Origin of the sequence: Shewanella chilikensis (assembly GCF_002836945.1) — a bacterium.
GTDB classification, from domain to species: Bacteria; Pseudomonadota; Gammaproteobacteria; order Enterobacterales; family Shewanellaceae; genus Shewanella; species Shewanella chilikensis.
The window spans coordinates 1-19027 of sequence record NZ_NIJM01000061.1; the positions used below are offsets into that span (position 1 = coordinate 1).

Genomic DNA, 19027 nt, shown 5'->3' on the forward strand with positions numbered 1-19027 from the left:
AATACCGGCCTGTCACGCCGGGGGTCGCGGGTTCGAGTCCCGTCCGCTCCGCCAACTTAAAGAAAAAGCCTCATCGAAAGATGAGGCTTTTTTCGTTTTGGTTCTTTTCTGCAAATTTACAGAGTTATACCAATTACGTTAATTAACTGACCATTCTTACCCACTGCCTAGAGCATAATTGAATCACCCTCAGCGGCTCTCCAATAAACTTGTTCCATGCGATGGAGCATTGCTCAACAATATCGTCGTAGCCACTAAAGCAGCGATTTGCCAACACATGTTGACGAAGCCATTGCCAGACTTGCTCTACTGGATTGAGTTCAGGTGAATATGGGGGAAGTTTGAGAATACTGAGGTTATCAAAATCATCGGCCAAATCTTGTTGATGCCAGCCCGCGCCGTCCATGATGACCAGAGCATGGCGTCCTGATCCCGTTGCGGCCGAAATCAACTTTAAGTGCTCATGCATATAATCGCTGTTGGCAAAGGGGGCGATTATAGCTTGCGTGGCGCCTGTTGCCGGACAGACTGCACCAAATAAATACGCTGATTCAAACTGTTGCTGCTTTACCACTCGTGGCCTAGTCCCTTTCTTGGCCCAAATACGGGTAGTGGTGTTTTGTTGACCAAATCTGGCTTCATCTTGAAACCAAACATCGATGCGATCGAGTGCGACGTGTCCCGGGGTGTTAAGGATCATTGCCATTGGGAAGTTTTTTAAAAGCCTCTTGCACGGCTTCAGATTGTTTCGGGTGACGTGATCTCGTAGTGATCCAGGAAAAGCCTAATTGATGTAGTAAACGGTAGATATTCGTTTGCTTGAAAGTCACGCCAAATTCAGACTGAATAAAGTGGCCGACGTCCTTGGCCATTAATCTGCCGCCTTGCTCAGATAGACTTTTGAGTAGTACGAATTCTTTCAGGGTTGCTAGTTGAAGAGAGGACAATTTAGCGGGACGTCCCGGATTTGGCTTGTCATCCAGGCCGGATAGTCCCAAGGAGAGATAAGTGGTGACCCACTTATTCACACTGGTTCTGCTGACCTTCAACATACTGGCGATAGAGGTACGGGAATGACCTTCGATAAAGTGAAGCAGGGCGAGATAGCGAATGCGTTTACGTGCGCTTTTCTCGGATTTTGCTAATGAAGCGATGTCGGGATGACTCATGATCTGGCAGCTGAAAAAGTGTTGGCTAATTAGATCACATAATTAAAGAGATTGGTATTATCCTTGTAGGTCTGGAGTATCCCGGTTCTTGAGGTTGACGACAGAGAATATATAAGTGCTATCGTTATATTCGCTTTGGCTGTAGGATTCGTTTGAGTCTGTGACTTGAGTACTTACCCGAAAATTTTTTGTCGTTATAATAGTCATATTCTATTACAGGTGATGATTGTGGATTGTCGTATCGGTTGCGGTGCCTGTTGTATAGCACCCTCCATCAGCAGTGCCATTCCTGGGATGCCGGGAGGTAAACCCGCTGGGGTTCGTTGTGTGCAACTTGATGACAACAATCTATGTCGCCTCTTTGGTTCCCCTAAACGTCCTGATGTGTGTAGTGATTTCTCTGCATCGGTGGATGTATGTGGTAACAGCAACGAAGAGGCGCTCTGGCTGATAGGCTCTTTAGAGGTGGAAACCTCTTTCTGAAGGTGAAAGATGCAGTTAACGCGTTATACAGATTTTGGAATAAGAACTCTTATGTATCTGGCGATTCAACCGGAGCGAGAGACTTTGTTTCGAATCGCAGAGATCACAGAGGTTTTTGATCTTTCACCTAATCATGTCTCCAAGATAGTACATCACCTGGGTAAGCTGGGTTATTTGCAAACAATACGCGGCAAGAGCGGTGGTTTTCGTTTGGGGATGGCTCCGGAGAAGATCAATGTCGGCGAATTGGTGCGGGCACTGGAAAATTCACTGGCGCCAATTGATTGCAGCAAGCCTTATTGTCGACTGACCCCGGCTTGTCAGTTGAAAGGGGTCTTGGCCCAAGCTGTGGATGCTTATCTGGCTGTGCTCGATCGTTATACCCTGGCAGACATTGTCAGCAACCAACAGGAGTTGCGAGCCTTGCTGCCGGATCTGGAGATCCCTGTACTGCAACTCTAGTTAGAGTTTTTCACCGCTGGTATTCTGCTTCTGGGCCAATGAGATTGGTAGTAAGTTGGAAGCTGGCACCAGAGTGACCCCTATCTTTGCCAGTTCTGGCAGTTTCTTCTTGAGGAACTGCATACTCTCTGGGTAAGGGTGAGCTATCATCAAGGCTTCACCTTCGCTTTGGGCCTTGGCTATTGCCAAGTCCAATTGTCTTTCGAAAGCCTGCTCGGTTAGCTGATTATCCAGAAACACCTGACGTCTTAGCAACGGAACACCCAAGGCATCGGCCTTCTCGCCAGCTTTAGTGTAACGGGTAGTAACGCTGTCGATAAAGAAGTGCTCTTCCTGTTGCAGTACTTCCATTAACCAGCCCATAGGTTGTTCGAGTTGAGTCAACAAACTCCCCATATGGTTGTTACTTCCCCTGGCAAAGGGCACGCTCTGCAGGGCTTGTTTGAGAGTTGCTTTAAACTCGGTTTCTGACATCTGGTTGTTGAGTCCACCTGGTCCCATGGCCTTGCCGTTAAGTGCCTGCATAGGGAGGTGTACCATAATTTCATGGCCCTTGTTGTGAGCCTGGCGAGCCAGTTGTTGCCCGAGAGGGGTATGTGGCAATACAGACAAGGTCACGGCTGAAGGTAAGGATAGGGCGGCTTCATCTGTATGGCGGTAGCCAATATCATCGATGACGATTGCCAGTTTTGCTCCCCATGCAGGAGAGCAACTTACGACCAGCAGTAGTAGGTAGAAACAATAGCGCACGTTTGATATTAATTTTATTTATTTGATTGTATCCATGCCACTGCCGAGTTTATGGCTCTATCGCTGGCGGTATCTGCATGGGGAGATATGAGGTCGATTATAGGCACAGTTTTGTTATCGGAAACAGTATTGGGTGCGATTTTTATATCGGGTTCCACTCCTTTGGCGTTAATATCCTGGCCCTTGGGGGTGGTATATCGGGCTATGGTCAGCTTGATGGTATTACCATCGATAAGTGTTGGGATCAGGCTTTGTACTGTGCCTTTACCGAAGCTGGTTTCACCTATCACCTTGGCACGGTTGTTCTCCTGCAGCGCCGCCGCCAGTACTTCAGATGCTGAAGCTGAACCACGATTGATCAGCACCAATATGGGCACGCCGGCCAGCATGGTTTGCGAAGATGCATAGTAATCCGAATTGGCATCGAAGAAGCGTCCTTCGGTGGCGACGATGCGACCCTTATCCAGAAACAGATCGGCAATTCGAATCGCTTGATCCAGCAAGCCGCCAGGATTGTTGCGCAAATCCAGAATCAAACCATTCATTGGCTGCTGTTGCCATTCGCTCAATAGTCGCACTATGTCGCGGGTAGAGTCCTCCTGAAAACTTGCCAGGCGAATATAACCAATGTCGTTGGTTAGCATTTTCCCAAGTACAGAGTGGACGCTGATAGTGGCTGGTTTAAGACTGACTTCAAAGCTGACATCTGAGTGAGCATGATGTAGCTGCAGCGATAACTCGCTATTGCTGTTGCTGAATTGCTTTATTTGGCTAAGTACCTCTTCCATGGACTGCTTGGCAATACTCTTACCGTTGACAGCGGTAACAATATCGCCGGCCATGATCCCGGCTTGTTCGGCTGGAGAACCGGGAAAAGGCGCGATAATTCTGAGCTTTTCCCCTTCCGTGGACACTTCAAAGCCGTAGCCGAAGTATTCCCCACGGTTGCTGTCTCTGAGGCTGTTCATCTGCTCAGGTTTCAGAAAACTGGAATAAGGGTCGAGTCGTTGAAATATGCCTTCAATAGCGGCGTCGACAAGCTCCCTGCGGCTGATGTCCCTGACGTAGTAGGTTTCCACTGTATCCATCACATCCAGCAGTAATGAAAGCTCGTGGGTGTGACTGGGTTTGGGGAAGTTTTCATGGCTAGCCAGGCTGAGAGAGACTCCCATGATGATACCAAGGCCGATATACAGCAGGTTACGAATAGAGTTGCCCATGTTGCCCCCTTTGAAGTGCCGGGGGCTGTTGACTAACGCCGACAGTAATTTGTCGGGTCGACAGCTTGCCCCTTATGCCTTATTTCAAAGTATAGGCCAGGCTCGGTTTGTCCTCCGGAACGTCCTACCAGTGCCACGGCTTCGCCAGCCTTGACTGTATCGCCTGCGTCTTTCAGCAACGCCTGTGCGTGGCCATAGAGGCTCATATAACCTTTGCCGTGATCGACAACTAACACCATACCAAAACCGCGCAGCCAGTCGGCATAGATCACCTTGCCGGCGGCTACAGCACTGACAGACTGGCCCTCCGGAGCTGACAGCATGACACCTTTCCAGCGCACACTGCCGGAACGCTGACTGCCAAAGCTGTTTTTGATCCTGCCCTTAGTGGGCCAGTTAAGGGCACCACGGGACTTGGCCAATCCATCCATGCTGGGGCTATCGCGCATGGCGGCCAGGGCTTGCTCGACAACCCGTTTCAGAGAGGCCTCTTCTATCTGTAGTTGTTCCAGCTCCGAGGCTTTACTGCTGATGGTGCGTTGCAGTTCCTTCAGTGTTTGCTGTCGTTGATCCTGTTCTTGATTGAGGCGCTTGGATTGAGCCTTCTGATCCAATACCAGCTGGTTGAGTCGATTGCGTTCCTGCTGCTCACTTTGCTGCACTGCCGACAATTCCTGGCGGGTCTGTTTCAGTTGTTCTATGGCCTGCATTCTGGCCTTGTTGAGGTATTCATAGTAGGCCAGCATTCGCTCTATGGTGGCCGGGTCCTGCTGGTTGAGCAGCATCTTGCTGTAGTCATGATTCCCGGCGAGATAGGCGCTGGTCAGTTGCTTGGCCAGGGTTTGCTGCTGGCTTTCTTTGAGTTTGTCCAGCTGTGCGGCTCTTTGTTTCAGCTCAGCAAGGCGTTTTTCGGTATTGCTGAGGGCATTTTCCGTTTGGTTGACCTTACGGGCAGCATTGGCGATAGCCTGCTCGTCTTTTTTCAGCAGTTGCAGTAGTTTTTCCCGCTGCTTGCCTGTGTCTCTCAGGGCATTTTGCTGCGCGGTGATCTGGGATTGCAGTGCCTTTAACTCGGACTGACGCCGCTCCAGATCAGATGCCTGCAGCTGAGAGGAAAACACGAGAAAGCCAGCAAGTATGCTGGCTTTGGCTAAAATACGCTTCTGCACCGGGTCAGTGTTACTCTTTTGTATGGATTAACGGACGCCCTGTCATTTCGTCAGGAATGCTCTGTCCCATCAACGTTAGCATAGTGGGGGCGATATCACTCAGGCGGCCACCTTCATCGATAGTGGCCTCGCGACCGACATAGATAAAGGGCACCAGCTCACTGGTGTGAGCGGTATGAGCCTGACCTGTGGTTTCATCCACCATCTGCTCGGCGTTGCCGTGGTCGGCAGTGATAATGCACTCACCATCTACCTTGGCCAGAGCGTCCACTACTCGGCCTATACAGGTATCCACGGCTTCGCAAGCCTTGACCGCAGCATCAAACTTGCCGGTATGGCCTACCATGTCACCGTTGGGGTAGTTACAGATAATGACATCATATTGAGTTGATTCAATAGCTTCAACCAACTTATCTGTCAGCTCTGTCGAACTCATCTCAGGTTGCAAGTCATAGGTAGCGACTTTGGGCGAGTTGATCAGAATACGGTCTTCACCCACGAATGGCTGCTCTTTGCCGCCGTTGAAGAAGAAGGTTACGTGGGCATATTTCTCGGTTTCAGAAATACGCAGCTGGGTCAGACCGCGATTTTGCAGTACTTCGCCCAGAGTGTTGACCAGGTCTTCCGATGGGAAGGCTACCGGAGCCTTGATATCGGCGGCATACTCTGTGAGCATGACAAAGTTGACCTTGGGCGTTACTGCGCGTTCAAAACCATTGAAGTCCGGATTGACGAAGGCGCGGGTGATCTGTCTGGCGCGGTCGGCACGGAAGTTCATGAAAATCAGCGCATCGCCATCGTTCAGTGTTGTGGCCTTACCCTGATCTAGAATCGCAGTTGCGGCAACAAACTCATCGTTTTCATCTCGGTCATAGGCAGCTTCCAACGCGGCCACGGCGGAGTCGGCGCTGTATTTCCCCTGACCTTGAGTGATCAGATCGTAGGCTTGGGAGACTCGGTCCCAACGGTTGTCCCTGTCCATGGCGTAGTAGCGGCCAACGATGGAGGCTATGCGGCCTCGGCCTAATTCGGCAAACAGCTTGTCGAAGCGTTCCAGGCTGGCTTTGGCACTGCGTGGCGGTGTATCACGCCCATCAAGGAAGGCGTGCAGGTAAACCTGCTTGGCACCCCGCTTGACGGCCATGCGGCACATGGCTTCAAGATGATCTTCATGGCTGTGAACACCGCCGGGTGACAGCAGTCCCATGATGTGTACTGCGCCGTTTGCTTTGATGGCGGCGTCGACTGCCTCGATAAGTGCTTGGGTTTGCTCAAATTCGCCATCTTCAATGGCCTTGCTGATGCGGGTCAGTTCCTGATAAACGATACGGCCGGAACCAATATTGATATGGCCCACTTCAGAGTTGCCCATCTGCCCGTCGGGTAAACCAACATCTTTACCTGAGCCGGAAATCAAACTGTGGGCGTATTCGGCGTTGAGTCTGTCGAGAACTGGAGTATTGGCATGATGGACGGCATTCATATGCGTCCCTTCACGATAACCCCAGCCGTCCAGAATTAGCAGTGCCAAAGGACGTTTGCTTGTCTTCATGTTAATACCTGTAAAGTTGAAAGAATCGGTCAAATCTGAAATTGGTTAAATATTACTACGTCTGCCCTGAGGGCAAAAGCCATTTACCCGATTGCGACAATAGGAAGGGCCGCGATTTAACGCCGATTCAAGGGGCAAAACTGCAGCGAAACAGCTGCAATCTGCCTGGCCTCTGGGTATACTCTGCGCTTGTCCTAAATGGCCCAATAGATAACAGGCAGTAAAAAATGCAGGAATATATAGAGTTTCTTAAAGCCCACCCCATGCTGAGCCTGGCCTGGGTGGGTTTGTTTATCGCCGTGATTGTAACCCTGTTCAAATCCGGTTTTTCCAAGGTTAAAAGCGTCGATCATCAGCAAGCGATTTTCTTGATGAATAAGGAAGATGCCAAGGTGGTCGATGTGCGAGCCAAGGACGATTTTCGCAAGGGACACATTCTCAATGCCTTGAATGTGCCTATGGCCGATATCAAAAATAATCAGACCACGAACCTTGAAAAGTACAAAACCACACCCATTATACTGGTATGCAACGCTGGCATGACCTCATCTCAAGCGGCTCAGATATTGGTTAAGCAAGGCTTTGAAAAAGTCTTTAACCTCAAAGGTGGTATGGGTGATTGGCAGGCAGCAAATATGCCTGTATCCAAAAGCAAAAGATAATGAGTGTCGGCGGTTGTCATTGCATTTGGCGCCGCTCTGTTAGTAGAGTGGCCATACTGAAGTGGCAACCGGCATCCTGAGTTCTGTTCCGGCGCTGAACAGATGAATAGCAGGGATGATGACTGGGAGTCGCAATTGACCCGAGTAACATACACCCTAAACACCGGCTCATTGCAAGCCGAGACTAAATGGATAGGTAGGAATTATGGCTGAAGTAGCAAACAACGAACAACAAGCCCCACAGTTCAACATTCAACGCGTGTATATCAAGGACGTTTCTTTCGAAACCCCTAACAGCCCAGCGGTATTCCAGAAAGAGTGGAATCCTGAAGTTAAGCTGGATCTGGATACTCGTAGCGCCAAGCTGGCCGACGACGTTTTTGAAGTAGTACTGTCACTGACTGTGACTGCTAAAAATGGTGAAGAAACTGCTTTCCTGTGTGAAGTACAACAAGCCGGTATCTTCTCTATCTCTGGTCTGAGCGATCCTCAACTGGCTCATTCTCTGGGGGCTTACTGCCCTAACATTCTGTTCCCTTATGCCCGTGAAACTGTGGCAAGCCTGGTATCCCGTGGTACTTTCCCACAGCTGAACCTGGCACCTGTGAACTTCGACGCCCTGTTCGCTCAATATGTGCAGCAGCGTCAAGCCGCCGCCGAGCAAGCTCCGGCCGAAGAAGCGAACGCGTAATCAGCCGATGAAAGATACTGCCGAAATAACGGTATTGGGGGCGGGCTCTTATGGCACCGCCCTTGCCATTTCTTTGGCCAGCAATGGACACAGCACCCTGTTGTGGGGGCATGAGCCCGAGCATGTGGCCAAACTCGCTGCCGAGCGCAGTAACCAAGCCTTTCTTCCCGGAATTGCCTTTCCCGAGTCCTTGGTAATGGAAGCCGACTTGGCTAAAGCATTGGCGGCGTCGCGAAACATTCTGGTGGTGGTGCCAAGTCATGTTTTCGCCGAAGTGCTGGCTCAGGCCAAGCCTCTGCTGCGTGATGATGCCCGCATTATATGGGCCACCAAGGGGCTGGAGCCGGAAAGCGGTCGCCTGTTGCAGGATGTTGCCCGCGATGTGTTGGGGGAGAAATATCCGCTGGCGGTATTGTCCGGACCGACTTTTGCCAAAGAGCTGGCGGCAGGTTTACCAACCGCTATCTCTGTGGCCGGTACCGATGCCGAGTTTACCGAGGATCTGGTGGAATTGTTGCACAGCCCCAAACGTCTGAGGGTCTATGCCAATGACGACTTTATCGGCCTGCAACTCGGTGGCGCGGTCAAGAATGTCATCGCCATCGGCGCCGGTATGTCCGACGGTATAGGCTTTGGTGCCAACGCCCGTACAGCCCTGATCACCCGTGGTCTGGTGGAGTTGAGCCGTCTGGGGGAGGCCTTGGGTGCTCATGCTTCTACCTTTATGGGAATGGCGGGTCTTGGGGACCTGGTGCTGACCTGTACCGATAACCAATCGCGCAATCGTCGCTTTGGTTTGGCATTGGGTAAGGGGTGTGATGTCGATACTGCCCAGGCCGAAATCGGTCAGGTGGTTGAAGGTTACCGCAACACCAAAGAGGTCTACACCCTGGCCAAGCGCTTGGGGGTAGAGATGCCGATCACCGAGCAGATCTATCAGGTGCTGTATCAGGGTAAATCGCCTCTGGATGCTGCCAAAGAACTGCTGGCCAGAGAGAAGAAGTCGGAAACCTCGGCAGACTGAGCCATCTCCAATCCCGGAAAAGGATGCTAGAATAGCGTCCTTTTTTATTGCCCCTTGTTGGGCCCGAGAGTGAGCGTTATGTCAGTTAAACAGCATCAGGTGATCATTATCGGCGCTGGCGCCGCAGGGTTAATGTGTGCCCTCACTGCCGGGTATCGGGGCCGGGATGTCCTCTTGCTGGATAACGCCAAACAACTGGGGCGCAAAATTCTGATCAGTGGCGGTGGTCGCTGTAACTTCACCAATCAGAACATTGAACCGGGCGCCTACCTCTGCAGTAACCCACACTTCGTTAAGTCGGCGCTGGCTCGTTTCAGCCAGTGGGACTTCATCGCCATGGTCGAGCGGCACGGCATCGATTATCACGAGAAGACCCTGGGACAGCTGTTTTGTGATGGCTCGGCCAAAGATATCGTCGATATGCTGACCACTGAGTGCGATTGGGCCGGGGTCAAAATTCAGCTGCGTACCGAAATTCTGTCTGTGGCAGCCACAGATGACGGTTACAGCCTGCAAACCAGTGAAGGAGAATATCGCTGTGAATCTCTGGTGATAGCCACTGGTGGCTTGTCCATGCCCAAGCTCGGGGCTACACCGTTTGGATTCCGCATTGCCGAGCAGTTTGCCATCAAGGTGCTGCCTACCACAGCTGGGTTGGTTCCTTTTACTCTGCAACCTGAAGACAAGGCCAGATTTGAAGGCTTGTCTGGCATCAGCTTGCCGGTTATCGCCCAAGCCGAGTGCGGCAGGCAGTTTAGAGAGGCCATGTTATTTACCCACAGAGGTTTGTCCGGGCCGGCTGTGCTGCAGATCTCCTCCTACTGGCAGCCAGGCCAGAGTGTGCGGTTTGATTTACTGCCGGACCTGGATTTTGTCGACTGGTGCAAAACAATTACTGCTGAATCACCAAAATTGTCGCTTAAAAATGGATTATCTCGGCTGTTACCTAAGCGCTTGGTTGAGAGGCTGCTCGAGCTGGGCGAATTACCCAACAAGAACCTCAACCAACTGTCCAAGGCCGATGTGGCTGCGCTGGACAGCTATTTCCACTGCTGGCAGATCCAACCCGGCGGCACCGAGGGTTATCGCACCGCCGAGGTGACTCTGGGCGGAGTGGATACCGATGAGTTATCCTCCAAGACCATGGAGGCCAAGCGTCATCCCGGACTCTATTTTATCGGTGAAGTGGTGGATGTTAGTGGCTGGCTTGGCGGCTATAACTTCCAGTGGGCCTGGAGTTCCGGCTACGCCGCCGGTGAAGTGGTGTAATTGTGTTTAGGAACAATAAAGTTTGTACATAGCTAAACGGGAATTGAGGACCCGACTCTTTGGGCTCAGGTGGACTTTACAACCTTAGATCACATAGCTTGCTTTGTTGATCTGTCTTGGTTTAAATCCGATCATGCTGCCTGGGCCTGGTACATCGGAGAACCGCTCTTATCATTCGGGCAACTGACACCTGCCGAGGTTGTCAGGCTCTTTCAGGAGTCGGGCATCGTATCGCTAAACGATTGGGTCACCGAGCGTGAACTTGGTGGCTTCCAATAGTGTAGTCCTTTACTGACTTGCTCAGTAATTTTATTGTTATGGACACAGTTGAGTATTCGGGTGTTGTGTTGCGGATGTACAATCCTGCCTTTGGTTAGGGCCTCTTAGCATGGAAAGGGCAAAGATCACCGGGGCAGCTTCAATCCCAAAGGTTGTTCCGCCTTTTATTTAGGATTATTAGTAGCTGGTTATTAAGCAGAGGCCACCAGTGGTGCCACCTATGCGTTTCTCACGCCGCAACTATTCTGCGCCTATCAAATTGCAATCGAAGGCACTCTGGCTCTGAGAGGTCAATATCAGCATGTATTTGATAGCGAGATTAATCAGCATCAAATCAATGACATTTTAGTTGATAGTTGTGTCTCGCCCGGATAGAGTCATCTCGTACTATTTCGGATGCCGGAAGGCAGTGTTTGACTGTTTAATCCCATAACGGATTGGCACAGATTCATAGTGAACACCTGACACTGTTTATTCGATGGCCCCTATATCAACTTATGAGTTCAGCGACACCAAAATGGCTGCAGACTCAAGCGGGCGGTTTGGTCTCAGTTCATCGCCGCTTTGACATAGACATCGAAGCGGTTTTTCTTGGTGGCGATAACAGTGCTGGGTTTAACTCCGGCCAGGTCTTCGGCGTAGTCCGGCCGTTTGACCACTACCCGCTTGCTCGCCAGTGCCAGCGCCGGAGCCAGCAAGCCGTCGGCATCGGTATCGGCACCGACCAGGGTCTGAAATACCCGCATCTCTTTTTTTACCAATGCCGACTTGTCTCTGTGGGGATACATGGGGTCCAGATAGACCACATCCGGTTGCGGACTTATCTGGCTCAACGCTTCCAGACTTGAGTCGTGCAGCAGCGTCATTCTTTGCTGCATCCAGGGGCCGATTTCGCTGTTCTGATAACCGCGGCTAAGACCGTCTTCCAGCAGAGCCGCCACCAAGGGGTTACGTTCAATCAGCGTCATTTGGCAGCCAAGGCTCGCCAGCACAAAGGCATCACGGCCTAGACCGGCCGTGGCATCTACCACAGAGGGGCAGGCGCCTTGCTTGAGACCGACCGCCTTGGCTATGGCCTGGCCGCGGCCGCCGCCGAACTTACGTCTGTGGGCCACGGCGCCGCCGACAAAATCGACACAGATACCGCCAAGCTTGGGTTCGTCACGCTTGAACAGGGTCAGCATCTCCTGCTCAAACCCCAAGGCAAACACAGAGTCTTCTGAATGCTTCAGGCCCCAGCGCTCGGCAATGGCGCACAGACGCGGCTCCCGGGTATCAAAATAAATGCTATGGCTTGGCTGCTTCACTGTGTTTGAGTCCTTGGCTGAATTGGCGCCATTATGCCAAATGCCAACCTGACTGAATACGTTCAGCTGCAACTCGCAGGCAGAGCAGCTATAATGCCGCGGTCATTTACCCGTCAGTCATTGGGGAACCCATGCTCAGCTATCGTCACGGTTTTCATGCCGGCAACTATGCCGATGTGCTCAAACATTCCATCTTGTTGCAGGCGCTGAGCTTGTTGCAGAAGAAAGATAAACCTTTGGTTTATATCGATACCCATGCCGGTGCCGGTGGCTATGCGCTGGAAGATGATTTTGCCCAAAAGACAGGGGAATATCTGGAAGGTATAGGCAAGCTCTGGCAGGAAACGAGTGTGCCGCAGGCGATGACAGCCTATCTGGAGGCGGTACGCCATTTCAATGAAGGCAACGAGGAGCAGGCCACTGATGAGCTGGCCTGGTATCCCGGATCTCCGGCGATAGTGGATATGCACCTTAGAGAGCAGGACAGAATGCTGCTGCACGAGCTGCACAATACCGATGTTGAATTGCTGCAGGAGTATTTTGAAGGTGCCCGTCAGGTGAAGCTGGTTCACGGCGACGGTCTGCAGGGCCTGTTGGCCGCGGTGCCGCCACTGGAGCGTCGGGCACTGGTGCTGGTGGATCCCAGCTATGAGCTCAAGAGTGACTATCAGGATGTGGCCGATACCCTGATCAAGGCCCATCGCAAGTTTGCCACCGGAGTGTATCTGCTCTGGTATCCGGTCGTTAACCGAGCCCAGACTGAAGCCATGCTGACGAAGCTGAAAGACAGCGGTATTCGGCGCCAGTTACGGATAGAGCAGAGTATCAAGCCTGACTCGGATGAATTCGGTATGACGGCGGCGGGTCTGTGGGTCATCAACCCGCCATGGCAGTTGGATACCCAGGCCGAAGAGCTGCTGGCCTGGCTTCACCCCAGGCTCAATCAGGGGGGCGGCAGCGTCACTGTCACCTGGGAAGTGGGCGAGTAAGCTAAGTTCCATCATAAAAAACTGTTGGCCGGGTCACTGGGTATTAATTGGGTACTAAGTCGGATACCAAGTTGTGTACTAACGGCCCGGCCTGTTAACCGTGGCCTTTACGGCGTCTAAGCGACTGTGTGATAGCGACTGTGGTGATAAGCGGCTGTGGTGAATTATTCCGACAGTGCTTTCAGCTCGGCCAGCGTCGCCTCATCTATGAGCCCTAGCGCCAGCGCCTGCTGCGGATTGGTCTCTATCAAATAGGCGCTGATACTCATCATATTGCGCAGTGCCATGCCGTTGGGGCCATCGTAAGCCGACTGCTCGTTCCACTGGTCCTGAGCCCAGGCAGCCCAAGTGGCCTTGAGGCTGTAGCCCGCCTCACAGAAGATGGTACGGGTCAGTTGGCTGCCCTGATCCAGCATCTCCTCGTCGTTCATGCTGTTGTCTAGCTCGCCCTTGTGGCTTTGCATGACTTGCTTTACTGCCGCTATTGCTTCGGCGGTTGTGGGAACCGGCCCAAGTTGGCTGTCATCACAGGCTATTATGGTGGAAAAGGGCATCAGCAGGCAGGCGCAAAGGCCGAGGGAGTTGAGGTTAAACATCTTCACTTCTTTGTTTTTTCGCCTCTCAGGCACGGCTCAAATTGCGGTAGCGCTCCAGTAAAATCTTCACCCGTTTCACATAGGCGCGAGTTTCCGGGTAGGGTGGCACGCCGCGATATTGGCTCACTGTGGTCGGTCCTGCATTGTAGGCAGCCAGCGCCTGGGTCATGTCGCCATCGAAACGGGCCAGCATCTGCGCCAGATAGCGACTACCGGCGTCGATATTCTGTGATACCACAAAGGCATTGCTGACACCGAGCTCTTTGGCGGTATCCGGCATCAACTGCATCAGCCCCATGGCGCCGGTACGGGACAAGGCCTTGGCGTTGAAGGCCGACTCGGCGTGGATCACCGCCCGGATCAGCGCAGGATCCAGATTGTAGGTTTGGGCGGCGAGGGTGATTTCGGCGGCATAGTCACTGCCAAACAGGGGGATTGCTTGCCAGTTCACCTTGGAGTCAGGTCGGCAGGCGAAGCAATCATAGAGAATGATCTGATATTCCTGACTGCCGGGGGGCTTGTCACTGAACGCCATCACGCCGTTGGCCTGGCGGTACTGATAGATTTTTCGCTTCGGCAGACTGCTGTCACTGATGCCGTGTTCGGAGTAACGCGCCACTATACGGGGTTTGGTCGAAGGCTCTTTAGCTATAGCTGAAGGGTTTTCACTCATGACGAAGGGCTTTTTACCCATAATAGCTGAAGGCTTTTTTCCTACGGCTGAATGCTCTTTATCCATAGCTGAGGGCTCTTCACCCATGGTGGCCTTTTCCGAAGGCATAGGTATCTCGGTGCCGGCAAGCGCAGCAAAGGGCAGCGCCGAGCTCAGCAGCCAGAGTAGCAAAGAGATGAGTCCTTGGCCGGAAGTGTGCTTCACGCCTGATAACCCGTCCGTGTTTCCAGTTTCAATATGTCAATGATAGCAAAGAGTTGCTGCATTTCACTGTGGATCTGGCTGAACTCCTTTTCGAAGGTGGCTCCCTCAAAGATGGATGCGGTCTCGAATCTATCCTTGTTACTGGGAAACAGGATCAACAGCTGCCTGCCGTGGAAGGCGCAGCGCAGATCCCGGCCGAACTTCTTGCTCAAATCCAGCAAACGCTCCATAAACAAGGGGTTCATCAACACCCGGCCATTGATCTGATTGTCGGCAAAGACATCGAACTCTTTCTCGAACACAGGATCTTCCAGCTTCATCTGCTTCAGCCCCGAATAGCTGGAAGAGAGTTTCCCCAGCAGGCCGCGGTCGCGGATCAATACCGCATGACAGCCGAAGTTTTGTGGCACGGTAAAGGTCATGGCCAGTCCCTTGAATACCTCGCTGGTACGCTTCTTATTCTTGCTATCCCGATATTCTGACTTCAGCACTAATTCACTGATCCCCAGTTCGACCTGTTTATAGCTACCGGTAATAAAATCGCTGGAATGCGCTATGTCATGCTTGGGCAAAATGCCGGCATCGCGAAAAGGGCGCAGTGGCAAACCATCGTTGGGACTAAAGGTAAAGTCGTCGCCGAAATAGCGGAAGATCAGCGGGAACAGATTTTTTTTGACTTGCTTTTGAAACGCCTTGATGGGTTTCTGACACCAGAAAAACATCAGCAAAACTGGGGTAAGGGCGAGGGCAAACGAAGCTTCCGGGCCAAGGGAACTGTAGTACATAAGGTCATACCAATAGTGCCAAACCAGTAGCAGAGTCACCACAAGTGTCAGTACAAATAGGGCTACCCGGGTTCGGCACTGCTTGAGGCTCTTGATCCTCAGTCTTTCATATTGACTGGCCTTGGGCTGTATATGCTGGCGATAGTATTGCTGCAGCTTGGGCAGGTCTTCGCTGGGGGCCTGTAAGCCTTTTCCCGGGCGTACCGGGGAAATCTTGGCCCCCATCAGGAAGGTGATAATATTCACGGGTCAATCTTTTACTCTGTCTCAGTTCAAATAGTCGCCGGCATTGACCGGACTTTTGGCGCTTTCATCCGCCTCATAGAAGGGCAGAGCCTGTACCTTGGCCATGGAAGCTATGATTGAACCCGGGAAAATTTCCACCGCATTGTTGAGTTCAGTGACCGCCGAGTTGTAGAAGCGCCGCGCCGCAGAGATATGGGCCTCCACTTCGTTATAGGTCTGCATCGCCTGCAACATGGTGTTGTCTGACTTGAGTTCAGGGTAGTTTTCTACCGACACCATCAACTGGCCGACACGGCTGTTGAGCTGGTTGGCCAAATCCAGATGTTGTTTTACCGCATCTGTGTCGGCCGGATTGTAGCTTTGGGTCAGTTGAGTGCGTAATTCGGTGATCTCGGTCAGCAGCTGTTTTTCATGGTCCATGAAGCGCTTGGCTATGGTGAGAATATTGGGCAGCAGATTGGCCCTTTTCTTGAGCTGGACATCTATGCCGGAGAGGGCTTCACGGGCCGTGTTGCGTTTTTTTATCAGGCTGACATACCAGAGATAAATCAGTATCACGGCGATCGCCAGTATCAACAAAAATCCATCCATATTTGCTAAAGTTCCCTGCAGTTTTTTCTGAACTGCGCCAGCTAATCATAAAATGGCCGCAAATGCATCTTTGTTGTGATTTTGAACCTGTGCTGACCCCTTGACGGCGAGTCTTGCCAAGTCAATGAAAACCATCACTTATATGCCTTTAAAGGTGGATTTAAGTAAAAGCCTTTGAATTGGAGGTTTTTACTGTATGTTTTTAGCGCGTAAAAACGTTATCACAATGATTTTTATTGAGTATTTATCTGTTTTTGAGTGGTAAAAAAGCAGCAGTTTTTGACTCATGTTGAGCGAATTCTGTTAAGGATGGCAGGAAAATTGTTTGGCATCGGTCAAAGCGAACAATCGGATTCATCCTATTTACAAATAGCTTTTATTGTGTTCAGGCCGGGTTCAGACAGCGTGTTGTAAATTGTAACGACACAACGTTGGGGCAAAGCGATTAGTTCAGCGAATTTGCCTTTATGGACCCGCCCTGGGTCCTTTTTTTTTACCTCAATTTCCCAGCAATTCTTTCAGGTTAAGTTTCAGTTAAAAGTGTCGCGGCAAAATGGCGGGCCGCTTGTCGTAGATGTTACGGCCATGAAAATAGAACCGGCAGCCGAGCCGGCAGACAGGGAAATCAGATGCAGTCCAATCATTCTCAGCAACCGCTCGAAACCGCCAAGAGTGGCTGGTTTATCCGCTTCCTTAATGTGGTGGAGCGCCTGGGCAACCTTTTGCCCCATCCCATCACGCTATTTGCGCTGTTTTGTGCAGCCGTCATCCTGATCTCCGGCGTTGCCGGTTATTTTGAAGTCACAGTAGTGGATCCTCGCCCCGAAGGCGCCAGTGGCCGTAGTGCCGATGGCCTGATCCATGTGGTCAGCCTGATGAATGCTGAAGGTCTGCGGATGATAGTCTCCAACCTGGTAACCAACTTTACCGGTTTTACGCCGCTGGGCACTGTACTGGTGGCTTTGCTCGGGGTGGGGATTGCCGAACGCTCAGGACTCTTGTCGGCCGGCATGCGGGCGCTGGTAATGGGAGCCTCCAAGCGTCTGGTTACCCTGACCATAGTCTTTGCCGGAATCGTTTCCAATACTGCCGCCGAACTGGGTTATGTAGTGCTGATCCCCATGGCGGCGATGATTTTCCACTCCCTTGGCAGGCATCCCTTGGCGGGTTTGGCGGCGGCCTTTGCCGGGGTATCCGGTGGCTACAGTGCCAACCTCCTGCTGGGAACCGTGGATCCCCTGTTATCCGGGATCACCGAAGCGGCGGCGCAGATGATAGACCCGGACTACACTGTGGGCCCCGAGGTCAACTGGTACTTCATGTTTGTCTCCACCTTTTTGATCTCATTCCTCGGTGCCTTGGTGACGGAGAAAATCGTTGAACCCAAACTGGGTCGTTATGATGTCTCTGAAGCCAGTGTCGATTTGGAAGATCAGCGGATGGAAACTGTCACCGAACAGGAGAAAAAAGGGCTGAAAATGGCCGGTTTGGCGGCGCTGCTGCTCGGCGCCGTGTTGGCCTTGACCGTGGTACCCGAGTGGGGCCCACTGCGTCACCCCGAGACGGGAGAAGTGGCCGGCTCGCCGTTTCTCAAGGGAATCGTGGTGTTTATCTTTGTCTGCTTTGCCATTCCCGGCCTGGTATACGGCAAGGTGGTGGGCACCATGAAAAAAGATACCGATGTGATCAACGCCATGTCCCACAGTATGAGCACCATGGGCATGTATATCGTATTGGTGTTTTTCGCTTCGCAGTTTGTGGCCTTCTTCAAGTGGACCAATCTGGGCGCCGTGCTGGCGGTGACCGGCGCCGATGCCCTCAGCGCCCTGGGGCTGACCGGGCCGATAGTTTTCCTGCTGTTTATCATGATGTGTGGCTTTATCAACTTGATGCTCGGCAGTGCCTCGGCCCAGTGGGCAGTGACGGCGCCGATATTTGTGCCCATGTTGATGTTGGTGGGTTATGCGCCGGAAACCATTCAGGCGGCCTATCGAATAGGTGACTCTGTGACTAACCTTATCACGCCCATGATGAGTTACTTTGGCCTGATCCTGGCGGTCGCCGCGCGCTACAAGAAGGACCTGGGGATAGGTACTCTGGTGGCTACCATGTTGCCATACACGCTGGTGTTTTTCGTCGGTTGGACCCTGTTCTTCTTCCTCTGGGTATTCGGCCTGGGGCTGCCGGTTGGCCCAGGTGCGGCTACCTACTATTCACCGGCGGGCTGATAGTCTGTAACAGTGAATGACTGAGGATTTTAGTGGGAAGGGGCTTAGGTTATATACAGTAACTAAAAGTGTGTATAACGTTTACTAAGGCAGAGAAATCTGCCTTTTTATCACCAAATAATCAAAACGGATAACTCTCAACTTTTCAAGAAGCTGTGTCAGACCTGGTCGGAACTAATTCAGCATAACCAGATCAAGTCTGAACTAGTACACTTAAAGACTTCTGGCATGCTCTTATCAAGTTTCATTCCACTCGCTAGTCCTTCACTCCGACCATGCCGTTTTCTCTAACCCGCACGCCTTTGAGCAGCCCTACTATCATCTCGGTGGCATTCAAGGGCGCCATCGCCGGAAAATCTTCTATCTCTATCTTGCCGCTGATCTCCATATGGGCATAACGGACACTGTTGATTTTGCTGTCGGTGCTGACCCAGGTGAACTCCCGCTGGGTATCCGAGTATTTGCCATCACTGATAAACAGCCGGCCTTCCCGCCCGGCCACCTTGGTCTTGCTGCTGGCGAAAAAGGCCATCATCCCGCTGTAGCGGCTCAGCTCCTCTTTCAAGCCCTTTTCCTCGCCTTTGCCATACACGTTCACGATGATCTCAAACAGTGAATCCTTTCCGTTAAAAAACTCCGCCTGATAGTTTTCGTGATAAGAGCCTTCCTTATACGCAG

18 protein-coding genes and 1 pseudogene are annotated in these 19027 nt (G+C 51.9%); 8 read left to right on the forward strand and 11 right to left on the reverse strand.

The window, feature by feature from the left end; genetic code table 11:
- Window positions 1-142: 142 nt before the first annotated feature.
- Window positions 143-1169 (reverse strand): IS630 family transposase gene (locus tag CX651_RS17350; RefSeq protein WP_101057191.1). Its coding sequence is split into 2 segments (ribosomal slippage): window positions 143-719 and window positions 718-1169, totalling 1029 coding nucleotides; the frame shifts between segments, so codons are not numbered across the junction.
- Window positions 1170-1397: 228 nt separating this feature from the next.
- Here CX651_RS17350 and CX651_RS17355 point away from each other — a divergent pair.
- Both CX651_RS17355 and CX651_RS17360 read left to right on the forward strand, forming a co-directional pair.
- The gene (locus tag CX651_RS17355; RefSeq protein WP_101057222.1) at window positions 1398-1652 is read left to right on the forward strand and encodes a YkgJ family cysteine cluster protein; all 255 of its coding nucleotides are present in this window, start codon (window positions 1398-1400) and stop codon (window positions 1650-1652) included.
- A 9-nt stretch (window positions 1653-1661) separates the two neighbouring features.
- Complete coding sequence (locus tag CX651_RS17360; protein WP_101057193.1) at window positions 1662-2114, forward strand: Rrf2 family transcriptional regulator; 453 nt, start codon at window positions 1662-1664, stop codon at window positions 2112-2114.
- Here the strand turns inward: CX651_RS17360 and CX651_RS17365 are convergent, their stop codons facing one another.
- Genes CX651_RS17365 through gpmM form a run of 4 tightly spaced genes read right to left on the reverse strand, consistent with a single transcriptional unit; the run spans window position 2115 to window position 6805 of the window.
- Entirely contained in the window at window positions 2115-2864 is a 750-nt protein-coding gene (locus tag CX651_RS17365) for a divergent polysaccharide deacetylase family protein (protein ID WP_101057195.1), read from the reverse strand.
- 14 nt (window positions 2865-2878) lie between these two features.
- Window positions 2879-4084 carry a S41 family peptidase gene (locus CX651_RS17370; RefSeq protein WP_101057197.1) on the reverse strand — a complete coding sequence of 402 codons (1206 nt, stop codon included), beginning with the start codon at window positions 4082-4084 and terminating at the stop codon, window positions 2879-2881.
- A gap of 32 nt (window positions 4085-4116) precedes the next feature.
- A complete protein-coding gene (locus CX651_RS17375) occupies window positions 4117-5253 on the reverse strand; it encodes a murein hydrolase activator EnvC family protein (protein WP_101057199.1) in 1137 nt (378 codons plus the stop codon).
- Window positions 5254-5263: 10 nt separating this feature from the next.
- The gene (gene gpmM, locus CX651_RS17380) at window positions 5264-6805 is read right to left on the reverse strand and encodes a 2,3-bisphosphoglycerate-independent phosphoglycerate mutase (protein ID WP_101057201.1); all 1542 of its coding nucleotides are present in this window, start codon (window positions 6803-6805) and stop codon (window positions 5264-5266) included.
- A 227-nt stretch (window positions 6806-7032) separates the two neighbouring features.
- On the opposite strand from gpmM, the gene CX651_RS17385 reads away from it, so the two are divergent.
- The 4 genes from CX651_RS17385 to CX651_RS17400 all read left to right on the forward strand — a co-directional run bounded on the left by CX651_RS17385 (window position 7033) and on the right by CX651_RS17400 (window position 10451).
- The gene (locus CX651_RS17385) at window positions 7033-7467 is read left to right on the forward strand and encodes a rhodanese-like domain-containing protein (RefSeq protein ID WP_101057203.1); all 435 of its coding nucleotides are present in this window, start codon (window positions 7033-7035) and stop codon (window positions 7465-7467) included.
- Window positions 7468-7672: 205 nt separating this feature from the next.
- Window positions 7673-8158 carry a protein-export chaperone SecB gene (secB, locus tag CX651_RS17390; protein WP_025010842.1) on the forward strand — a complete coding sequence of 162 codons (486 nt, stop codon included), beginning with the start codon at window positions 7673-7675 and terminating at the stop codon, window positions 8156-8158.
- Between the two features lie 7 nt (window positions 8159-8165).
- Window positions 8166-9182 (forward strand): NAD(P)H-dependent glycerol-3-phosphate dehydrogenase, encoded by a 1017-nt coding sequence (gpsA, locus tag CX651_RS17395; RefSeq protein WP_101057205.1) that lies wholly within the window; start codon window positions 8166-8168, stop codon window positions 9180-9182.
- 78 nt (window positions 9183-9260) lie between these two features.
- Entirely contained in the window at window positions 9261-10451 is a 1191-nt protein-coding gene (locus CX651_RS17400; protein WP_101057206.1) for a BaiN/RdsA family NAD(P)/FAD-dependent oxidoreductase, read from the forward strand.
- An 827-nt stretch (window positions 10452-11278) separates the two neighbouring features.
- Here the strand turns inward: CX651_RS17400 and CX651_RS17405 are convergent.
- Complete coding sequence (locus CX651_RS17405) at window positions 11279-12037, reverse strand: class I SAM-dependent methyltransferase (protein ID WP_101057224.1); 759 nt, start codon at window positions 12035-12037, stop codon at window positions 11279-11281.
- 131 nt (window positions 12038-12168) lie between these two features.
- Between CX651_RS17405 and CX651_RS17410 the strand changes: the two genes are divergently transcribed.
- On the forward strand, window positions 12169-13026 hold the full coding sequence (locus CX651_RS17410) for a 23S rRNA (adenine(2030)-N(6))-methyltransferase RlmJ (RefSeq protein ID WP_045283956.1): 858 nt from the start codon (window positions 12169-12171) through the stop codon (window positions 13024-13026).
- 164 nt (window positions 13027-13190) lie between these two features.
- Here CX651_RS17410 and CX651_RS17415 read toward each other — a convergent pair whose 3' ends face one another.
- From CX651_RS17415 to CX651_RS17430, 4 genes are all read right to left on the reverse strand, one after another.
- Complete coding sequence (locus CX651_RS17415) at window positions 13191-13622, reverse strand: hypothetical protein (protein ID WP_101057208.1); 432 nt, start codon at window positions 13620-13622, stop codon at window positions 13191-13193.
- Between the two features lie 25 nt (window positions 13623-13647).
- Window positions 13648-14316 (reverse strand): lytic transglycosylase domain-containing protein, encoded by a 669-nt coding sequence (locus CX651_RS17420; RefSeq protein ID WP_229839817.1) that lies wholly within the window; start codon window positions 14314-14316, stop codon window positions 13648-13650.
- A gap of 179 nt (window positions 14317-14495) precedes the next feature.
- On the reverse strand, window positions 14496-15530 hold the full coding sequence (locus CX651_RS17425) for a DUF3137 domain-containing protein (RefSeq protein ID WP_101057210.1): 1035 nt from the start codon (window positions 15528-15530) through the stop codon (window positions 14496-14498).
- Between the two features lie 21 nt (window positions 15531-15551).
- Window positions 15552-16121, reverse strand: a complete 570-nt coding sequence (locus CX651_RS17430; protein WP_025010793.1) for a LemA family protein — start codon at window positions 16119-16121, stop codon at window positions 15552-15554.
- A gap of 629 nt (window positions 16122-16750) precedes the next feature.
- Here CX651_RS17430 and CX651_RS17435 point away from each other — a divergent pair.
- A complete protein-coding gene (locus CX651_RS17435) occupies window positions 16751-18349 on the forward strand; it encodes an AbgT family transporter (RefSeq protein ID WP_101057212.1) in 1599 nt (532 codons plus the stop codon).
- Between the two features lie 256 nt (window positions 18350-18605).
- On the opposite strand, the pseudogene CX651_RS17440 reads toward CX651_RS17435, so the two are convergent.
- Window positions 18606-19027: pseudogene (locus CX651_RS17440) on the reverse strand (hypothetical protein); the annotation flags it as partial.